The organism is Shewanella sp. ECSMB14101 (genome assembly GCF_000773485.1).
GTDB classification, from domain to species: Bacteria; Pseudomonadota; Gammaproteobacteria; order Enterobacterales; family Shewanellaceae; genus Shewanella; species Shewanella marisflavi.
Map to the genome: position 1 here is coordinate 17,322 of NZ_JSFF01000015.1, position 16,579 is coordinate 33,900.

A 16,579-nucleotide genomic window follows, 5' to 3' on the forward strand; every position below is an offset into this window, starting at 1 on the left:
AAACAGGGCAAGGTGTCACGACTGGGCGCAGTCCATAAAACCGCCAGGGTCGCATTTTGAGATCTGCCCACCGAAATCTCAAAATCACCTTAAGGGCCGGTCTCCGGACTGAGGCTAAGTCTAAACAAGCTGTTTAAACGACGAGCAAGGATTGTTAACGCACTAGCGCATCCAGCTCTCACCTTTCACCGTTGCGGGGGCAGTGCCAGATTTTCACTGGCTTCCCGATTATCCCTTGCGCCATTTTGGCCAGGGCACCACATAAGGTTGACTAAATTTGGTTGCTCTGTGTCGACCTAAACGCGCAAGCTGACCGACTCACGACAACGCAGGTATGTCGCCAACAAGATAGATGACAAAGCGCGGGCATTATAGACGTCTACACGTATAAATGTCTAATATCACTGCATCTGACTCTCTAACCCGGATTTGACCACCTTACCCCCTTTCATCACAAAGCCAACATCCAGCAGGGCCGAGATATCTTCGAGGGGATTTCCCTGGGTCGCAATAATGTCAGCCTGCTTGCCTACCGCCAGGGTACCCAAGCTATCTGACATATTGATAAGCGCGGCGCCGTTTATGGTGGCCGAGATCAACACATCCTGATTACTCATGCCCGCCTGACTCATCAGCACCGCCTCGCGGGCATTAATGCCGTGAGCCGACACACCGCTGTCTGTACCATAGGCAATCTTAACGCCCGCCTTATAGGCGCGGGTAAAGTTGGCTGTCATATCGGCGCCCACCCGGGTCGCTTTTTGCTTTATCGCTGACGACATAAAGTTGGACTCTTCGGCCATATGCACCACGGTATCGCCAGCCAACAAGGTAGGAACTAAGAAGGCACCATTTTTCTTCAGTAGCTTAATGCTTTCCTTATCGGCATAGCTACCATGTTCTATGCTATCAACCCCGGCGCGCAAAGCGGCATTGATCCCTTCAGTTGCATGGGCATGGCTGGCCACCTTGCGTCCTAGGGCATGGGCTGTCTCGACAATCTCTTTAATCTCATCGTCATTCATCTGCTGCCCTGTGCCTGTGTTGGTGTCAGACAAGACGCCGCCGGTGGAGGTGATTTTAATAACATCGGCGCCAAACTTGATGGCACGTCGGGTAGCACGGCGGCAATCATAAGGACCATCACAAATCGTCTTAGTAGTAAACTTATCCAAGAGATCCGGGCTCATACCATCCACATCACCATGTCCGCCTGTCACCGACACTCCACCCGAGGCGATAATACGCGGCCCATCGAGCCAGCCCTTATCGATCGCATCACGCAGGGCATAGATCTGCTCAGGCTTAGCACCAAGATCCCGCACCGTCGTAAAGCCCGCCATCAGCGTCTTCTTAGCAAAATAGGCACTCTGCATCGCCACATCGGCATCAGACATACGCAGTCGCTGACTGTCATTATTAGGCCCAAGTTCGCCTTGTAGATGCACATGCATATCCATCAGACCAGGCATTACAAAAGCCTGCTTCAAATCGACATAGTGTGCGCCTGGGGCAATAGTCTCGACACTCTGATACCCGGCGGCCACTTGGCTTATCTTGCCGTCGGTGATCACTAAGGTTTGCTCAGAAGCAGGCTTGGCAGCGGGGTCGGCCAGTAAAATACCGGCATGGATCACTGTGACCTCCGCTGCGCTAAGGGAGTGAGATAGAAAGATCGCCGTCATGGCGGCAAGGGGAAGCAGCTTATTATTTTTCATTATGACCCGTTTATCATCTCTGGACTAAAATATGCTCACCGGCGGTTAACAGACACAGCGAATCACTGGCTAACCGCTCAGGCGAACGCTTAAACCTCAATAACATGACAACAAATTGTTGTAAAAACAACCAGAAAAGAAACCCTGGTAAACCAGGGTTATCGGGAATTCGCAAATCTAGAGACCTGCGGTGGCGTTAACGCAGACTCGCCATATTGGCAACGCGCTCTATTGGCGGCGCAATTGTCGGCAAGGTAGAGAGAGATAATAATGCTTCTCCCCGAGCCGATTGATGCAGCAGAAACAGATCTTCCTCACCGGCGATAACTGTGTAGTGGCCAATCTCACCTATAGGCTTATTCACCCCATCCTCACCGCGATGCGTCAGAGGTATCTTGTCACAGGTCAGCATGGCACTATAGCTTGCCTTGCCGCTAATATCGCTTGCCCCGAGCTTCTGATATTGCATCTCTCCCTCACAGATATTGCGATATTGCTCGGCAAAAGTATCAAGAAAATCTTCGGGACCGATACGGCCAGCCATCCCTTTAAACCCTTGTACACAATAGAGGGAAGACCAATGGGCCAATAGCTCTTCTGCTGGCACAAACTCGGCAGAAAACATATCCCCCTGCTGCTCACTGTAGGCCAGGCGCCATCTTGATGGGAAATGCAGCCCGAGCTGCTGTTTGAAAATCGTTAATTGACTGGCTTGTGGAGCCGATGGACCACCATTGTTAGCCGCAACACTTAGTGGCATAACCAGCAGTGCCAAACCTAACCGCCGCGCCAACATCTTAGATAAACCGGGTCGTAAAAAATCCATTTTTATATACCTCATCCTCAACCATGCGACACACGCTCACGTAAACGAATTGCTCGCTAATCAATGCCTGCATGCAGTTAAAATCACTAAAACAGAGTGATATCCAGCAGATATTACTACAAAGGGACGACAAAAAGCTGCGCCATTTACAAAAAATAGCGTTCAAAAAATGACTTGACGCATTAGATTACATATGTAATCTTAATTTAAAATTACAACTGTAATCAAACTAACAGACAAATAGAACAGACATGATGAAAGAGATCAGCAACGCCGAACTATCGGTACTCAACATCTTATGGCGCAACTCCCCCTTAGGCGCCAGTGAAGTCGTCGAAGCGCTAGCCAGCAGCCTGGGCATGCACGAAAAAACCGTCAAAACCTTGCTCAACCGTCTGGTAAAAAAACAGGCCATAGGCTTTGAAAAACAGGGGCGCGCCTATCGTTATTACCCGTTAATCGATCAGAGCGAGTACCAACTCAAGGAGAGCCAATCTTTTGTCGAGCGAGTGTTCGCCGGTAAAGTCGCTCCTCTGGTGGCAGGCTTTGCCAAGCAGAAGCAACTCAGTCCAGAAGACATTGCCGAGCTGAAGGCCCTCATCGAGCACTGGGAAGAGGATCAATCGTCATGATGACCTTACTGCTTAACATCATGCTGCCACTGACGCTGTTATGCACTGCCCTAATACTGCTGCACAAACCGCTACTGGCACGCCTTGGCGCCCATAACACCTATGCCTTGTGGAGCAGCGTCCCACTGCTGCTGATTGGCACTGTTTACGGGCAGCTCTCCCCTGGCAATATCAACAGTGCCTCACTGCAACAACTTCAGCATTACCGCGTGTTAGCCAGCGAGCTGTTAGCTCAGAGCCAATTCAGCTGGCTCAAGCTGACATTAACCAGCACCTGGCTTGTGGGCAGCCTGATGCTGCTGGGCGCACTCATCTATCACGCCTACCGGCTCAGACAACTGATACAAGAGAGTCAGCCGATTCATCTAGACACTAACGCCGAGTCAAATCCCCCCATACAAATTAGGCGTCACAACGGCATAGACTCACCCATGCTAGCCGGACTCTATAAATCGGTGATCTTAGTACCAGGCAGTTTTGAACATCTAGCAATAAGCCAGCAGGCGGCGGTGATCAGCCATGAGCTGAATCATCAAAAGCGTCTGGATATCCAGGCCAACCTGTTTGGTTACCTGCTGGTGTCACTGTTTTGGTTTAACCCCGTCTTTTGGCTGGCCTATCGCCGCTTTCGTGACGATCAGGAGCTTTCCTGCGATGCAGAGGTCACCCAGAGGATGAATAAACAACAAAGAATTGCCTATAGCCAAACGCTACTGGCGTACTCCCAGCAGGCCCAATTGGGCATGCTACACACTCACTATGGAAACAAGACCATCCTCAAGGAGCGGATCATGCAAATGAAGAGAACACACACCAAGCGTCCCCTTGCCATTCTAGGCCTGGCACTGACACTGGGATTATCGGGAGCCTTAATCAACCAAAGCGCTAATGCGGGTGACAAACACCATGATGAAACCAAGGCGCCGAGCCCGGTCATGCGGATCGAGCCAAGCTATCCCGTCGAGGCCGCCGAGAACCATATCGAGGGGTATGTCCAGCTACAGTTTGATATCGACAAGCAAGGCAATGTCAGTAATGTCTCGGTGATCAAGTCGTCTCCGGCAGGTATGTTTGACAGCGAAGCCGTTAAAGCCCTGTCTCAATGGCGATACCAATCTTCAGCTAACGGCGTTAAGCAGGCCAAGGTACAACTGGACTTCATGATGTCGGCGCCAAAAACTGAAATAGAAAGAGTTCGGGTGACCGCCGGCTAAGGCCTGCAGTCAAAACCTATATGTGAAAAGGGGCCGCGCTGCTCTTTTTCTGTTGCTGACATTAAACAATGCTTCTCACCTAATGTGACACCCTCTCCTCCTCGCTATTTGCCACGGGTTTACCTTGGATTGATCCCCTTCTGCGGATAGGGTAAAACAATGGCTTATATAAAAACAAAACGAATTCCCTCAACCCAAAAGGTCATCGATGAGTTCACCTAAGGCCACGCCTCGCACCCTAAAAGTTCCCCTGGTCAATGTGTATGCCAAAGGCGGTTACAGCGCCCAACTGCGCATCGGCGCAGAGAAACATCCGCTGAACCTGATCTTAGATACGGGCAGCAGCACCTTAGTGGTATCCGGCAGCGATTATGTCGAAGAGCGCGACAACGCCTTAGTCCCCACCAGCTTGGCACAAGAGGTGCTTTACGGCATCGGCGGTTGGGACGGCCCTGTAGTCTATACCCGGGTGGGTATTCGCGAAGATGAGATAGATTTCGATATTCATGACGAGCATCTCCCCCAGGCCCATCAGCCCATAGTGCTGGAGCGATGCGCCGTCGCCGTAGTCTCCTCTTTAACTCAGGAAACTAGCTTCGCCGACGCCGATGGCATTCTGGGGCTGGCTTATGACAGCCTCAACAAGGTCTATGATCTAAAAGATTATTTCAATCACTATGGCATAGCGCCCGCGCTCACTTTTCCCTGGCCCTTTGATGAAGAGATCCATCTCTCCAGCCAGCATTATCGCCCGATCCTCAATCAAGCCAGCAGCGACTTCTCGATAGATCAAGCAGCGGACATCCTTTGGCATCAGGCAACAGACCAGAGTTTCAACAGCGAAGATTTGCGCCAGTTTAAGCGCTTCTTGCGCACCCAGCCCACAGATAGTCTGCCGCCCTACTTCAACAATTTAACCACCCACGGCCTCACACCGAATAAGTTTGCCTTCTTTGCCCGCCGCTCCAGCATACATGTAAGGAGCCAAGAAGTGGTGGCACCCAACAGCGCCAACGACTTCGCCTTCTTAGGCCAGGATCCTCTCAACCAAGGCTGGTTGATTTTAGGGGGCGGTGAAGAACATACCGAGCTCTATCAAGGTGAGTTTAAAACCATAGCTGTGATTGAAAACAAGTATTACAACGTTAATCTGCTGGGGCTGAGTATCGGCGACAATGAGATGATCCCCAGCCTGCTAACTCAGGCGCAACAGCAAGCCCAGGCCGCAAACGAACTGACCCAAGAGGCTCCGCCAAGTAGCGCCCTATGTCACAATGGCCAACATCTGCACACGCACGGAGTACATATCTGTGACACCCTGCGCGGTCAAAGCAACGCCATTATCGACACAGGCGCCTCCGCCATCGTGCTCACCCGTCATCTATTTGATGCCATGAAACAGGCGCTAGACGCGATCAACCCGCTATTTACTGAGCAGATTGCCCCCTTTAGCGAGATCGCCTTTCAGCAAACCGGCATCGACATGGAGGCCCTGCAACTGGAACAATGGCCGGATCTCACCTTCTACTTTATTGGCCCACGGAGCGAACTGCACGCGGCGACCACTTGTGATGACCCCAGCTGCCCGCTGGGTTGTGAGCCAGTAGCCATCCGCGTCACGCCCCAGCACTACTGGCAAATCAATACGCCAACCAAAGGCAAGGCCTGCTTTAAGTTGCTCTCACAGCTGCCCAACTGGCCAAATCAATCTATCTTGGGCCTACCACTGATGAGTGGCTACTATGTGATATTTGACCGCTCGGTGGATGACAAGGGAGTGATTCGCTTTGCCGAGCAAAGCCCCCTGGCCATATCGGAGGCGCAACTTGCCAAGTAACTCGCTACTCCCATCACGGTTAACCAAATATCTGCCCAAACACAGTTTTTGTAGTGAGCGCCTGACCATGCGCCCTATATCGGCAACGGACAGGGAGTTGTATCACCGCCTCTATTGTGATGAGCGGGTGATGCGTCATATCTGCCAGCCTTTTTCACCAACCGAAGCTGATAAGGCATTTGACACGTCACTTAAGGCAACGAGCAAGGCAATACAACACCCTGAGACACCACCTAGCTACATGCTCTGGGTAATAGTGAATAAGACTTCTGGTGTAACATTGGGTGTGATCGGACTCAATTGGGACAAGGCACAACCGGATACAGCAGAGATTGGCATAATGATGCTCCCTAAGGCTCAAGGTAAGCTACTTGCCGACGAAGCCGTCATAGCCTTGATAGCACACAGTAAAAAAGCACTGCAACTTATAGAAATTAAAGCAATTTTTTCGACAAAAAACCTTGCAACAAAAAGAATTGTTAAGAAGCTAGGATTCAAGCAGCGCCCATCTAGCCATCCTGTTCAAGAAAGCACAGATAAAGCCTTCGAGAGCCAATTGGAATACTTTTTGACCTTGGTCTAAAAACCTCGATAAAAACCTGACAAACAAAATAATTAAGAGTTTAATATCCACCAAATTACTGTTAACTTTAACCCTTATTTAACATACGTATTATCAGGACTCTATTTCATGGCGGGAAGCCTAGCCTGCGTAGGCATAGGGATGACCTTAGGTGCCCACATCTGCCCCTTGGCACGCAGCTATATTGAACAAGCCGACGTGGTTTTTTCGGGTGTCTCCAACGGTATAGTGGAACTCTGGCTACAGGAGATGCACTCTGATGTGCGCTCGCTGCAGATCTTCTACGACGAGGGAAAGTCGCGCCATATCACCTATCGAGAGATGGTCGACGCCATCATGCCTGAAGTCAGGCAAGGCAAGAAAGTCGTCGGCGCCTTCTATGGTCATCCCGGAGTTTTCGCCCAGGCGCCCCACCGCTCTATTGAGGCGGCGCGCGCCGAAGGCTTTGAGGCGGTTATGGTGCCCGGCATCTCGGCCGAAGATTGCCTCATCGCCGATCTTGGCATAGACCCAGGCCAATTTGGTTTCCAGCAATTTGAAGCCAGCCAGTTTATGTTTTATCAGCGCCGCTTCGACCCCTCCAGTTACTTGATCCTCTGGCAGATAGGCTTGGCCGGTGACAAGAGCATGACCAAATTCGCCACCGGCAAGGCCCATCGTCAGGTACTGATAGAGCTGCTGGCAGAGACTTATCCCTTAGATCACCAGGTGATCCTCTACGAGGCCGCCGTACTCCCTATTGATAAGGTACGTAAGCAATCTTTGACGCTAGGTAAACTGGCCGATGCCGAGATCTTTATGCACACCACCTTGGTGATCCCGCCGAGCGAGAAAATGCGACCGAATCCAACCATCTTGGATAAGCTGGCTAAATTAGAAGCGGCTCAACAAGTAAGTAATCCCTAACACACTAAAACTAACTACCAACAACAATAAGGACGAACAATGTCAAACGTCATCGAATTACTAGAGCAAATTGGAAACAATGCTGAACTTCAAACTCAAGAAAGTTTCAGTCAAGCAGTTCTCAACTCAAACCTTTCAGATGATTTAAAAAAGATGTTGTTAGAGAGAGACGTAAAAAATCTCGCCCGCGAACTTGATGTGTGTGCCGATGTTGTCTGCGCAATGTTGCCTGCAGAGGATGAACCAGAAGAACAAGATGAGAATGACACCCAACAAGAAGAAAAATAATTCGATATTGAGACACTCGTTTTGTTTATCAAAATTACAAAACTCATTCTAATATTCTGCCTCATCGCCCCCACTTGGGCCGATGAGGTGGATATATTAAATGAAAAACTGGTTGCGGCAGATCAACTGCGAAGCAGCGAGCCTCAAAAATTTGGGGAACTTCTGGCGTCCTTGGATGAAGAAGTAGACAAATTATCCGAAGAACAAAAATATTATTATAACTATCTGAAAGCTTACCAACTTTCCTTTAAGGGAGAGTTTGATAAGGCGGTTGCACTCTACAAAGAAAACTTTGTCCCTGCCAGCCCCCAAATCATTCAATTCAGATCAAATTTATCTATTATCAACATCTTTGCCATCTCTAAAAATTGGACTGAGGGTCTATCCTACCTCTCGAAAAACCTTGAGATGTTACCAGAGATCGCCGAACCTGAATTTCAACAGTTGGGATTACTGGTTGCGGCACTGTTTTACAACCAACTGGGCCAATACGAGCTGGGTTTGCGTTACGCGAATAAGCTCGAATCTATAGTCAATGAGGATCGCAATGCTTGTTTAGCTCTTCAACTCACCATAGAAGCCAAACTCAAACTACATCAGCTAAACGAAAATAGCCCTGAAATTAATAACAGCATAGCTGTTTGCGAAAAGAACGACGAAGCGCTGATAAGTGCCATTATCAATATGTATGTAGCCGAGCTTTTATTGGAGCAACACAAAAACCAACAAGCAATACAACTTCTAGAAGCACAGTTAGACACAATCCACGCATTTAACTATGCACCTGTTTCTTCTCGTTTGTATTCACGGCTTGCGCAAGGCTACCACGCATTAGACCAAGCCAGCAAAGCAGAAACTTATGCATCCCAAGCGGTGGCAACCTCAATGCATATGGGGAACGATGAATCAAGCGTGATCGCCTATCACATCTTATATCAGACGAATTTGGCTAGAAATGATTACCAGGCGGCGCTGGATTATCACGTCAAATACGCCCAGGCCGACAAGGCTTACCTAGACGATATCAAGACCAAGCATCTAGCCTTCCAGCTCGCCGAGCATCAAGCGGCGGAGCAGAAGAGCCGTATCGCCCTGCTCGACAGACAAAACAATCTGCTACTGACAGAGCAGCAACTGGCGAAGACCCAGGCGGAAAATACCCGCCTGTTTATTTCGCTGCTGATCGCCATCATCACACTACTGGGGTTTTGGGCCTATAAGTCATGGACCATTCAGAAGCGCCTCAAGCAGCTGGCTGAATTTGATGCCCTGACCCATGTATTTAATCGCGGCCATTTCACTCAGGTAGCACAAAGCGCATTGGCCTACTGTGAAAGCAGTGATGTGGATTTAAGTTACATCCTGTTCGATCTGGATAACTTCAAGCAGATCAATGATAAATATGGTCATGCCGTTGGTGACTGGGTACTGAAAAAGGTCGCCAAGGCTTGTCAGGCCCAAGGACGAAAGAACGATATCTTCGCCCGTATCGGCGGCGAGGAATTTTGTATCGCGTTGCCGGGATGCGATCTGCAAACCGCCATCAAACTAGCGGAGTGCTGCCGTAAGGCAATTGCCAACATAGATTGCAGCGAAACGGGTCATGATTTTGAGGTCACCGCCAGCTTTGGGATCACAGACACTCAGATGTCAGGATTTAAACTGGAGCGGCTGATCAACGACGCCGACAGCGCCATGTATCAGTCGAAGGAAACCGGACGGGATCGCATCTGTGTCTTCGACCCTGAAGCCGAACGCGCCATCCCCAAGGCCTCACACACTGTGCTTTCTCTCTAAGTCCATAATAAGAGTCCACTAAACTGCGTCGGCTCAAGCTGAGCCGACTGGCAGCAATCCCTTAAATCACACTAACATGACCAAAAACTGTGCTTAACCGCAACAGATTGACAATCAAGCCTTTTACCTCGCTATCCCCCCTTCTATAATCTGATAACCAATCTATGATGCCCAGCCATCACAGGTATGTGTCACATAAGGGAACTATTGTCGTGCTAAAGCAACTTTTCTCCATGAGCAGTTCGACTCAGATGCTCGTCGCCATGTTTATCGGTTTTGCGGTGGGGCTGTTTTTTGGTGAGTCCGTCGGCTGGATGAGTAACATAGGGACCAGTGTGATCCTGCTGATGCAGATGACGGTACTGCCCTACATTCTGGTCTCTCTCGTGGGCGGCATAGGCAAACTCAAGCGTGCCACCGCCAGCCTGATCTTTAGCCGCGCAGGCGTGATCATGCTATTGCTCTGGGCAGTTGGCCTGGTATTAGTGGCGCTGATGCCATTGTCCTTTCCCTTTGTCGAAACCGCCTCCTTTTTCAGTACCAGCTCCATAGAGCCAGCCGCGGCCATCGACTACTTTAAGCTCTATATCCCCTCCAATCCGTTCCAATCTATGGCCGAAGGCTATGTACCCGCCATGGTGATCTTCGCCATCGCCATGGGGCTGGCCCTGATTGGCATGGAGGGCGACAACAAGCAGCTGATCATCAACTTTATGCACACCTGCAGTGAGATCTTCTCCAAGATCACCCAGGCGCTGGTCAAAGTCTTACCCATAGGGATCTTCGCCATGTCGGCCTCGGCAGCCGGCACCATGGGAGTGGATGAGTTTGCCAGCATGCAGGTTTATCTCATCAGCTATTTTGTCCTCTGTCTGCTGCTAACCTTCTGGGTGCTCCCCTGGATCGTCGCCTCACTCACTCCGGTGACCTTCGCTCAGGCGCTGCGGATCAGTAAGTCCAGCCTGGTCACCGCCTTTGCCACCGGCAACATTTTTATCGTAATTCCTGTGATTGTCGAAGAGTGTAAGCAGATCATGCGCGAGCATCAGAGCCTGAGTGATGATGCCGAAACCTTAGTTGAAATTTTGGTGCCTATTGCCTTCACCTTCCCCAACATAGGCAAACTGACGGTTATCCTCTTCGTGCTGTTTGCTGGCTGGTTTAACGGTACGCCAGTAGAACTGAGTGCGCTCCCGTCGCTCTCCATCAGCGGTCTGCTATCGCTGTTTGGCAGCGTCTATGTGGCGATCCCCTTTATGCTGGATCTGGTGCACCTGCCTCAGGATCTGTTTCAGCTGTTTGTGATGTCAGGCTTTATCACAGGTAAGTTCAACTCCATCGCCGCCGTCATGAACCTATTTGCCCTGACGCTACTCACGGTAGCGTTATTTGAGAAACGCCTGAGACTCAGGCCGCACCATCTGCTAAAGATGGGCATAGGCATAGGCGCTAGTGTGGCGGTCACCTTACTGGTTTGCCGTATCGGTATGGGGCTGTTTATCCATAGCCCAGAGGTGACCAGCGGTGTGATCGCCAATATGCAGGTCGCCGATAAGGTGCCCACTAAGGTGAACAAGCAGTTCCCGATCCTCGGCCAGACACCGAGTCGCCCCGTCGCCGACGTTAACGCCATCCGCAGCAGGGGCGTGCTGAGAGTCGGCTATATCCCCAGCAATGTCCCCTTTAGCTACTACAACAATGCCGGGCAACTGGTGGGCTTTGACAGCGCCATGGCGAATCGTCTGGCAGACGATCTCGGTGTGCAGGTGGAGTTTATCCCCTTTGAGAAGGAGAAGCTGGCCGCGTCATTAGATGCAGGTTTCTTCGATATCGCCATGTCGGGCTTGGCGATGGATATCGAGCAGATGGACAAGCTGAGCTATGTGGAGCCTGTACTGCTGCTCAACCTGGCTATTGCCACCAAAGACCATAAGGTCAATGGATTTAAGAGCAACCAGTCAATCAAGGCGATGCAGGATGTGACCATCGCCTATGTAGAGCACAGCGATATCATAGAAGATGCCAAGGCGTTTTACCCCAACCTCAACTTCGTCAAGATAAAGGGCTATAAAAACTTCTTCCGTCAGAAGGGCGATAAATATGACGCCGTGGTGATCAGCGCCGAGGCTGGCTCCGCCTGGACCCTCTTCTTCCCCGGCTATGGCATCGCGCCGCTGGAATATAAGGTCAAATATCCTGTCGCTTACGCCGTGGCCCAGGATAACCAGTCGCTGCTTAACTATGTCAACAACTGGCAGAAACTGCGTAAGGTCGATGGCCACCAGCAGAAGCTCTACAACTACTGGATGCTGGGTCAGGGGGCCAGCGAAACCAAACCCAGATGGTCCATCATTCGCGATGTACTCCATTGGGTGGAGTAACGACTTCGGTTTAGGCTTCGCGTCCCAGGGCATCACCCAGGGGGCCAAAATAAGCCAGCAGCTGCTGATAGATGCTTTGCCTGTGCGCCAGGCTAGGATAACCACCCGCCTTCGCCAGTGGCGAATCCAGAGTCTCGTTGACTAAGTAGGGATTTTGGATCTCCGGGTGAGATTCGATACAGGCCTCAAATGCCCTGGCCATCAGCTCTGTAGGTTTGGAGAAATACTGCCTGCCCTGCTGCCTATCCAGCGCTACGGCGCGGCGCACATAGTCATGACTGTCCTGCCCGTCTATGCTCAGCAAGGTGGTGGCAAACACCTGCATCAGACGATCGTTGAGTGGATGCACAATAGGTGTGTGATCGGCGAGCCAACACTGGCTGGCAAAGGCAATGCCCGTCGACGGGATATCAAATGTCTTGGCGGCAATATAGTGATCGAAGGCATGCCAGAACTCGTGCGCCAGGGCCCCCGCCCCCGCATTTTTGGCCAATGCCAACTCCCGCTGCGCAGGCATGTAGTGCGCCTGTACGCCCATCTGCCCACCGGTACCAAAAGCCAAATTCAGCGTCTGTCTCAGCCCCATGGCCTTAGGCGGCAGCTTTAGCATAAAGGCAAGGTCGGCAAAGGCGTCGAAGATAAGATTGGCCGCCTTATGCTTTTCCTCCTCCTCGACCCAGCTGCCAAGACGAATATGATTTAGGCCAAAGACCTCTTTGATATCATGAAAGCTTACCTGCTCGCCGCAGCGATAGTCTGGCCCCTGACGCTGATAATGATGTCGTTTTAGCACTGATCTGCCTTTGCTCGATAACTTGGGCCATCATAACCTATTTTGTCTTAAGCAGCAGCGCCAGCTATTAGCAGGTTAACCTAAGCGCTGCGGCGGTTTCATTCCCTGTGGATTAATATCTAGCATAAAAAAACCGCCCGAGGGCGGCTTTTAGCTAAGCATTCAGCGTAACGTTAGGCTATCTTCAACGCCACTCTGTCATCGACCAACTGCATGTCAAAGTCAAACTCATCGACGCGAATGGCCCGCTCACGCTTGAGGTTATAGTCAAGCAGCTGCTTGTGCTCGCCTTCTGTGATGATCTTAGCGGCACGAGCCCTGTCCAAGGTCTCGGAAAATCTGACACCCGATTTAAAGTAACCCTGCTTCAGACCCTTCTTCACCTTGGCCAGCAGCGGCAGACAGGCAATCTTAGCCAGGTAGGCCTGCTGATTGATATCATTACCATCGCCCGGCACAGGTTTCACCAGATGAGTCAGCTGACGCTTGATATGAGTGTTGAGCTGCGCCTGATGCGCCAGTTCACGCACTAAATCGTCATTGATTTTCTTCATCTTAGGCGAATAGGTAACAGTGATCAGTTTCATCAACTGACGCGTCGGTGCTGAAGGGAAGTTATCCAGGAAGCTCAGCAGTGCTTTTTCGGCATTCACCAAAGCCCAACGTGTAGCATATTCAAAGTAAGGCTTGGCCTGGGCACGATGTTCGCTACTCACCTTCTGCTCGTAGTAGCGAATCGATGCCATAGCCGCGTAAAGGTAGCTCATGACATCCCCAAGACGCGCTGACAACATCTCGGCCTGCTTGAGCTTACCGCCAAGCACCAACAAGGAGAAATCGGCATAGACAGCCAGCTTAGCCGCCAGCTTGTGTACCGCCTTCTCATATTCCACCACTTCGCTAAGTTCAGACTTGGCAGCGGCAGTGAAAGGCAGCAGGCCTAAGCGGAAGGCGCGCAGGCTGTTGCCCACACTGTAACCCACTGTCTGTCTGAAGATGCGATTAAAGGTCTTGTCGGCATCTTTATCATCGCTGTGAATCGCCTCAACCATGCTCTGCAGATGTGGATGACAACGCATGACCCCTTGACCAAAGATCATCAGGTTGCGGGTCAGAATGTTGGCTCCTTCCACCGTGATGGCAATTGGCTGAGCCATATAACCAGAAGCCAAGGTATTTTGCGGACCACGCTGAATCGCCTTACCGGCCTGGATATCCATGGCGGAGTTCAGCACATCACGGCCAATCTCTGTCATATGGTATTTAGCAATCGCTGTTACGACTGAGGGCTTAAGTCCTAATCCCAAACCTTCTGTGGTCAGCACGCGCATCGCTTCTTGCAGGTAAGTTTTACCGGCGATATCCGCCAGCTTCTCCTGAATCCCCTCAAACTTACCAATCGCTAAACCAAACTGCTCACGCACTGCGGCGTATTCAGCCGACGACTTAAAAGATGCCTGGCTCACCGAGACCCCTAGGGCGGGTAACGAGATACCGCGACCGGCACCCAAGCAGGCCACCAGCATCTGCCAGCCACGACCGATATTCTGCTGACCACCGATAATAAACTCCATCGGAATAAACACATTCTCGCCACGAGTGGTACCGTTGTAGAAACGACAACCCATAGGATCATGGCGATTACCCAGCTCAACACCAGGATGCGACTTAGGGATCAGAGCGCAGGTTATACCAAGCTGCTCTTTGCCGCCCAGCAGACCTTGAGGATCTTCGACCTTAAAGGCCAAACCCAGTACGGTCGCGATAGGGGCTAAGGTGATATAACGTTTATCCCAGGTGACCGACAGACCAAGCACCTGCTCGCCTTGATATTCACCCATGGTGACAGTACCGACATCGGGAATGCCGCCGGCATCCGAGCCCGCCTCTGGGCTGGTTAGGGCGAAGCAAGGGATCTCTTGGCCGTTCGCCAGACGAGGCAGCCAAAAATCTTGCTGCGCCTGCGTACCGTAATGCATCAGCAGCTCGCCAGGGCCTAAGGAGTTAGGCACCATGACAGTAACAGCCACTGCCGAACTCTTAGCGGCAATGGTGGCAACAATCGTTGAGTTGGCATAAGGGCTAAATTCCAGACCGCCGAAGGCTTTAGGAATGATCAGCGAGAAAAACTTATGCTCTTTTAGGAAATTCAGAATATTGTCTGGCAGATGCAGGCTGTTTTGAATGGCAAAATCATCCACCATCTCAATTAAGGTCTGTACTGGACCATCGAGAAAGGCCTGCTCTTCATCGGACAGGCTAGCTCCTGGGATCTGACGCAGGGCATCAAAATCTGGTAACCCCTGATAAATAGATCCCTCTAACCAGACATCACCGGCATCGAGCGCCTCTTGTTCAGTGGTAGATATACTCGGCAGTACTTTTTTAAATGTTGTTCTAATACTCATCTTTCAGACTCATCCGACCAGGAAACCTAGTGTGCATTACGTCACAAAAAAGAAATTAGATCAAACATTCTAACTGTAAAAAAATGCTTTATTTTACAGTTACAAACACAACTAAAAATTAATATCTGGCTTTTCAAAAGGTTACAAGTGTACGCTCAAATAAAAAATTTAAACACCTGTTTCATATATTTGTTTGAATCAGACCTTTATTGACCTAGATCAGAGACTTTTTTTGACAATAAGAGACCAAAATCACTCTATTTCAAAAATGAAAAAATGAGCATATATATTTACTAAATTAGCACTACTTATTATGTGGATATAGGCTTAAATTATCATCACAAACAACCCTGCAATATGGGACAAATACCAAGCTTATGCCACCTGTAGCGGCACAATAAGCCAGCGCATTCGCCCACATGCAGCCTTCAGATAAGAGAGTGCTTCATGAAGATAGCCCTATTTATTCCGTGTCTGGTGAACCAGATGATGCCCCATGTTGGCATCGCCACCGTCGAACTCCTCGAAAAACTCGGCCATCAGGTCATACTGCCCAAGGGCCAGACCTGTTGTGGTCAGCCCATGACTAACTCGGGCTGTTTTGATGAAGCCAAGAAGACCACCCTAAAACTGCTAAACGCTTTCAAAGGCGTTGAGTGCGACGCTATCGTCTGCCCGGCAGCTTCTTGCCTGGTTGCTGCCAAAGAAAACTTCCATGAGTTCGACAACAGCCCAGAAGCCCAGGCGGTGATCGACAAACTCTATGAACTAACCGAGTTTCTGCACGACGTTGCCCCAGTTCCCGCTTTCAACAAGCCATTCAAGTTTAAGGTCAGCCTACAACTTAGCTGCCACGGCATCCGTATGTTGGATCTGGCGACGCCAAGTGAGCAGATGGGCCCACGTACCAATAAGGTCGAGGCCGTTCTGAGTCGTATTCCTGGCATCGAGATCGTCTACCCGGATCGCCGCGATGAGTGCTGTGGTTTCGGTGGTACCTTCGCCGTTGATGAAGGCGCCGTTTCGGCCAAGATGGGTAAAGACAAGGCACAAGCCCATGCTGCTACCGGTGCAACCTACGCCGTTGGCTTCGATCCCTCATGCTTGCTGCATCTGGACGGCATGATCCGCCGCCAGCTACTACCGATCTCGACCCGTCATATCGCCGAAGTCATCAACGCAGCCCTATAAGGAGC

The 16,579-nt window shown here is 50.6% G+C and carries 13 protein-coding genes and 1 riboswitch; of the genes, 9 read left to right on the forward strand and 4 right to left on the reverse strand.

Annotated elements, in window-relative coordinates:
* Nucleotides 1-77: 77 nt before the first annotated feature.
* Nucleotides 78-278, reverse strand: a riboswitch (cobalamin riboswitch).
* 123 nt (nucleotides 279-401) lie between these two features.
* Nucleotides 402-1,718: a metal-dependent hydrolase family protein gene (locus NY07_RS12280; RefSeq protein ID WP_033539656.1), complete on the reverse strand. Its 1,317-nt coding sequence runs from the start codon at nucleotides 1,716-1,718 to the stop codon at nucleotides 402-404.
* A gap of 196 nt (nucleotides 1,719-1,914) precedes the next feature.
* Nucleotides 1,915-2,544 carry a hypothetical protein gene (locus NY07_RS12285; RefSeq protein ID WP_140946866.1) on the reverse strand — a complete coding sequence of 210 codons (630 nt, stop codon included), beginning with the start codon at nucleotides 2,542-2,544 and terminating at the stop codon, nucleotides 1,915-1,917.
* A gap of 254 nt (nucleotides 2,545-2,798) precedes the next feature.
* Between NY07_RS12285 and NY07_RS12290 the strand changes: the two genes are divergently transcribed.
* The 8 genes from NY07_RS12290 (at nucleotide 2,799) to NY07_RS12325 (ending at nucleotide 12,182) form a co-directional block, all read left to right on the forward strand.
* Nucleotides 2,799-3,176 carry a BlaI/MecI/CopY family transcriptional regulator gene (locus NY07_RS12290; RefSeq protein WP_033539747.1) on the forward strand — a complete coding sequence of 126 codons (378 nt, stop codon included), beginning with the start codon at nucleotides 2,799-2,801 and terminating at the stop codon, nucleotides 3,174-3,176.
* Nucleotides 3,173-4,390 carry a M56 family metallopeptidase gene (locus NY07_RS12295; protein ID WP_033539657.1) on the forward strand — a complete coding sequence of 406 codons (1,218 nt, stop codon included), beginning with the start codon at nucleotides 3,173-3,175 and terminating at the stop codon, nucleotides 4,388-4,390. The genes NY07_RS12290 and NY07_RS12295 overlap by 4 nt, the downstream gene beginning before the upstream one ends.
* 208 nt (nucleotides 4,391-4,598) lie before the next feature.
* The gene (locus NY07_RS18905; protein ID WP_037404297.1) at nucleotides 4,599-6,227 is read left to right on the forward strand and encodes a pepsin-like aspartic protease; all 1,629 of its coding nucleotides are present in this window, start codon (nucleotides 4,599-4,601) and stop codon (nucleotides 6,225-6,227) included.
* Between the two features lie 67 nt (nucleotides 6,228-6,294).
* A complete protein-coding gene (locus NY07_RS12305) occupies nucleotides 6,295-6,810 on the forward strand; it encodes a GNAT family N-acetyltransferase (RefSeq protein WP_081953831.1) in 516 nt (171 codons plus the stop codon).
* A 108-nt stretch (nucleotides 6,811-6,918) separates the two neighbouring features.
* Nucleotides 6,919-7,716 (forward strand): SAM-dependent methyltransferase, encoded by a 798-nt coding sequence (locus NY07_RS12310; RefSeq protein ID WP_033539658.1) that lies wholly within the window; start codon nucleotides 6,919-6,921, stop codon nucleotides 7,714-7,716.
* A gap of 39 nt (nucleotides 7,717-7,755) precedes the next feature.
* Nucleotides 7,756-8,004, forward strand: a complete 249-nt coding sequence (locus NY07_RS12315; protein ID WP_033539659.1) for a hypothetical protein — start codon at nucleotides 7,756-7,758, stop codon at nucleotides 8,002-8,004.
* 87 nt (nucleotides 8,005-8,091) lie between these two features.
* Nucleotides 8,092-9,801, forward strand: a complete 1,710-nt coding sequence (locus NY07_RS12320; RefSeq protein WP_235363924.1) for a tetratricopeptide repeat-containing diguanylate cyclase — start codon at nucleotides 8,092-8,094, stop codon at nucleotides 9,799-9,801.
* A 212-nt stretch (nucleotides 9,802-10,013) separates the two neighbouring features.
* Entirely contained in the window at nucleotides 10,014-12,182 is a 2,169-nt protein-coding gene (locus NY07_RS12325; RefSeq protein ID WP_033539661.1) for a cation:dicarboxylate symporter family transporter, read from the forward strand.
* 10 nt (nucleotides 12,183-12,192) lie between these two features.
* Here the strand turns inward: NY07_RS12325 and NY07_RS12330 are convergent, their stop codons facing one another.
* On the reverse strand, nucleotides 12,193-12,975 hold the full coding sequence (locus NY07_RS12330; RefSeq protein WP_033539662.1) for a CLCA_X family protein: 783 nt from the start codon (nucleotides 12,973-12,975) through the stop codon (nucleotides 12,193-12,195).
* A 173-nt stretch (nucleotides 12,976-13,148) separates the two neighbouring features.
* A complete protein-coding gene (locus NY07_RS12335) occupies nucleotides 13,149-15,383 on the reverse strand; it encodes an acyl-CoA dehydrogenase (RefSeq protein ID WP_033539663.1) in 2,235 nt (744 codons plus the stop codon).
* 447 nt (nucleotides 15,384-15,830) lie between these two features.
* Between NY07_RS12335 and NY07_RS12340 the strand changes: the two genes are divergently transcribed.
* Complete coding sequence (locus NY07_RS12340; RefSeq protein WP_033539664.1) at nucleotides 15,831-16,574, forward strand: (Fe-S)-binding protein; 744 nt, start codon at nucleotides 15,831-15,833, stop codon at nucleotides 16,572-16,574.
* Nucleotides 16,575-16,579: the final 5 nt, after the last annotated feature.

Coding starts and splice junctions, on each gene's coding strand:
- NY07_RS12280 (WP_033539656.1), bottom strand. CDS start 1,718: ATGAAAAATAATAAGCTGCTTCCCCTTGCCGCCATGACGGCGATCTTT.
- NY07_RS12285 (WP_140946866.1), bottom strand. CDS start 2,544: ATGGATTTTTTACGACCCGGTTTATCTAAGATGTTGGCGCGGCGGTTA.
- NY07_RS12290 (WP_033539747.1), top strand. CDS start 2,799: ATGAAAGAGATCAGCAACGCCGAACTATCGGTACTCAACATCTTATGG.
- NY07_RS12295 (WP_033539657.1), top strand. CDS start 3,173: ATGATGACCTTACTGCTTAACATCATGCTGCCACTGACGCTGTTATGC.
- NY07_RS18905 (WP_037404297.1), top strand. CDS start 4,599: ATGAGTTCACCTAAGGCCACGCCTCGCACCCTAAAAGTTCCCCTGGTC.
- NY07_RS12305 (WP_081953831.1), top strand. CDS start 6,295: ATGCGCCCTATATCGGCAACGGACAGGGAGTTGTATCACCGCCTCTAT.
- NY07_RS12310 (WP_033539658.1), top strand. CDS start 6,919: ATGGCGGGAAGCCTAGCCTGCGTAGGCATAGGGATGACCTTAGGTGCC.
- NY07_RS12315 (WP_033539659.1), top strand. CDS start 7,756: ATGTCAAACGTCATCGAATTACTAGAGCAAATTGGAAACAATGCTGAA.
- NY07_RS12335 (WP_033539663.1), bottom strand. CDS start 15,383: ATGAGTATTAGAACAACATTTAAAAAAGTACTGCCGAGTATATCTACC.
- NY07_RS12340 (WP_033539664.1), top strand. CDS start 15,831: ATGAAGATAGCCCTATTTATTCCGTGTCTGGTGAACCAGATGATGCCC.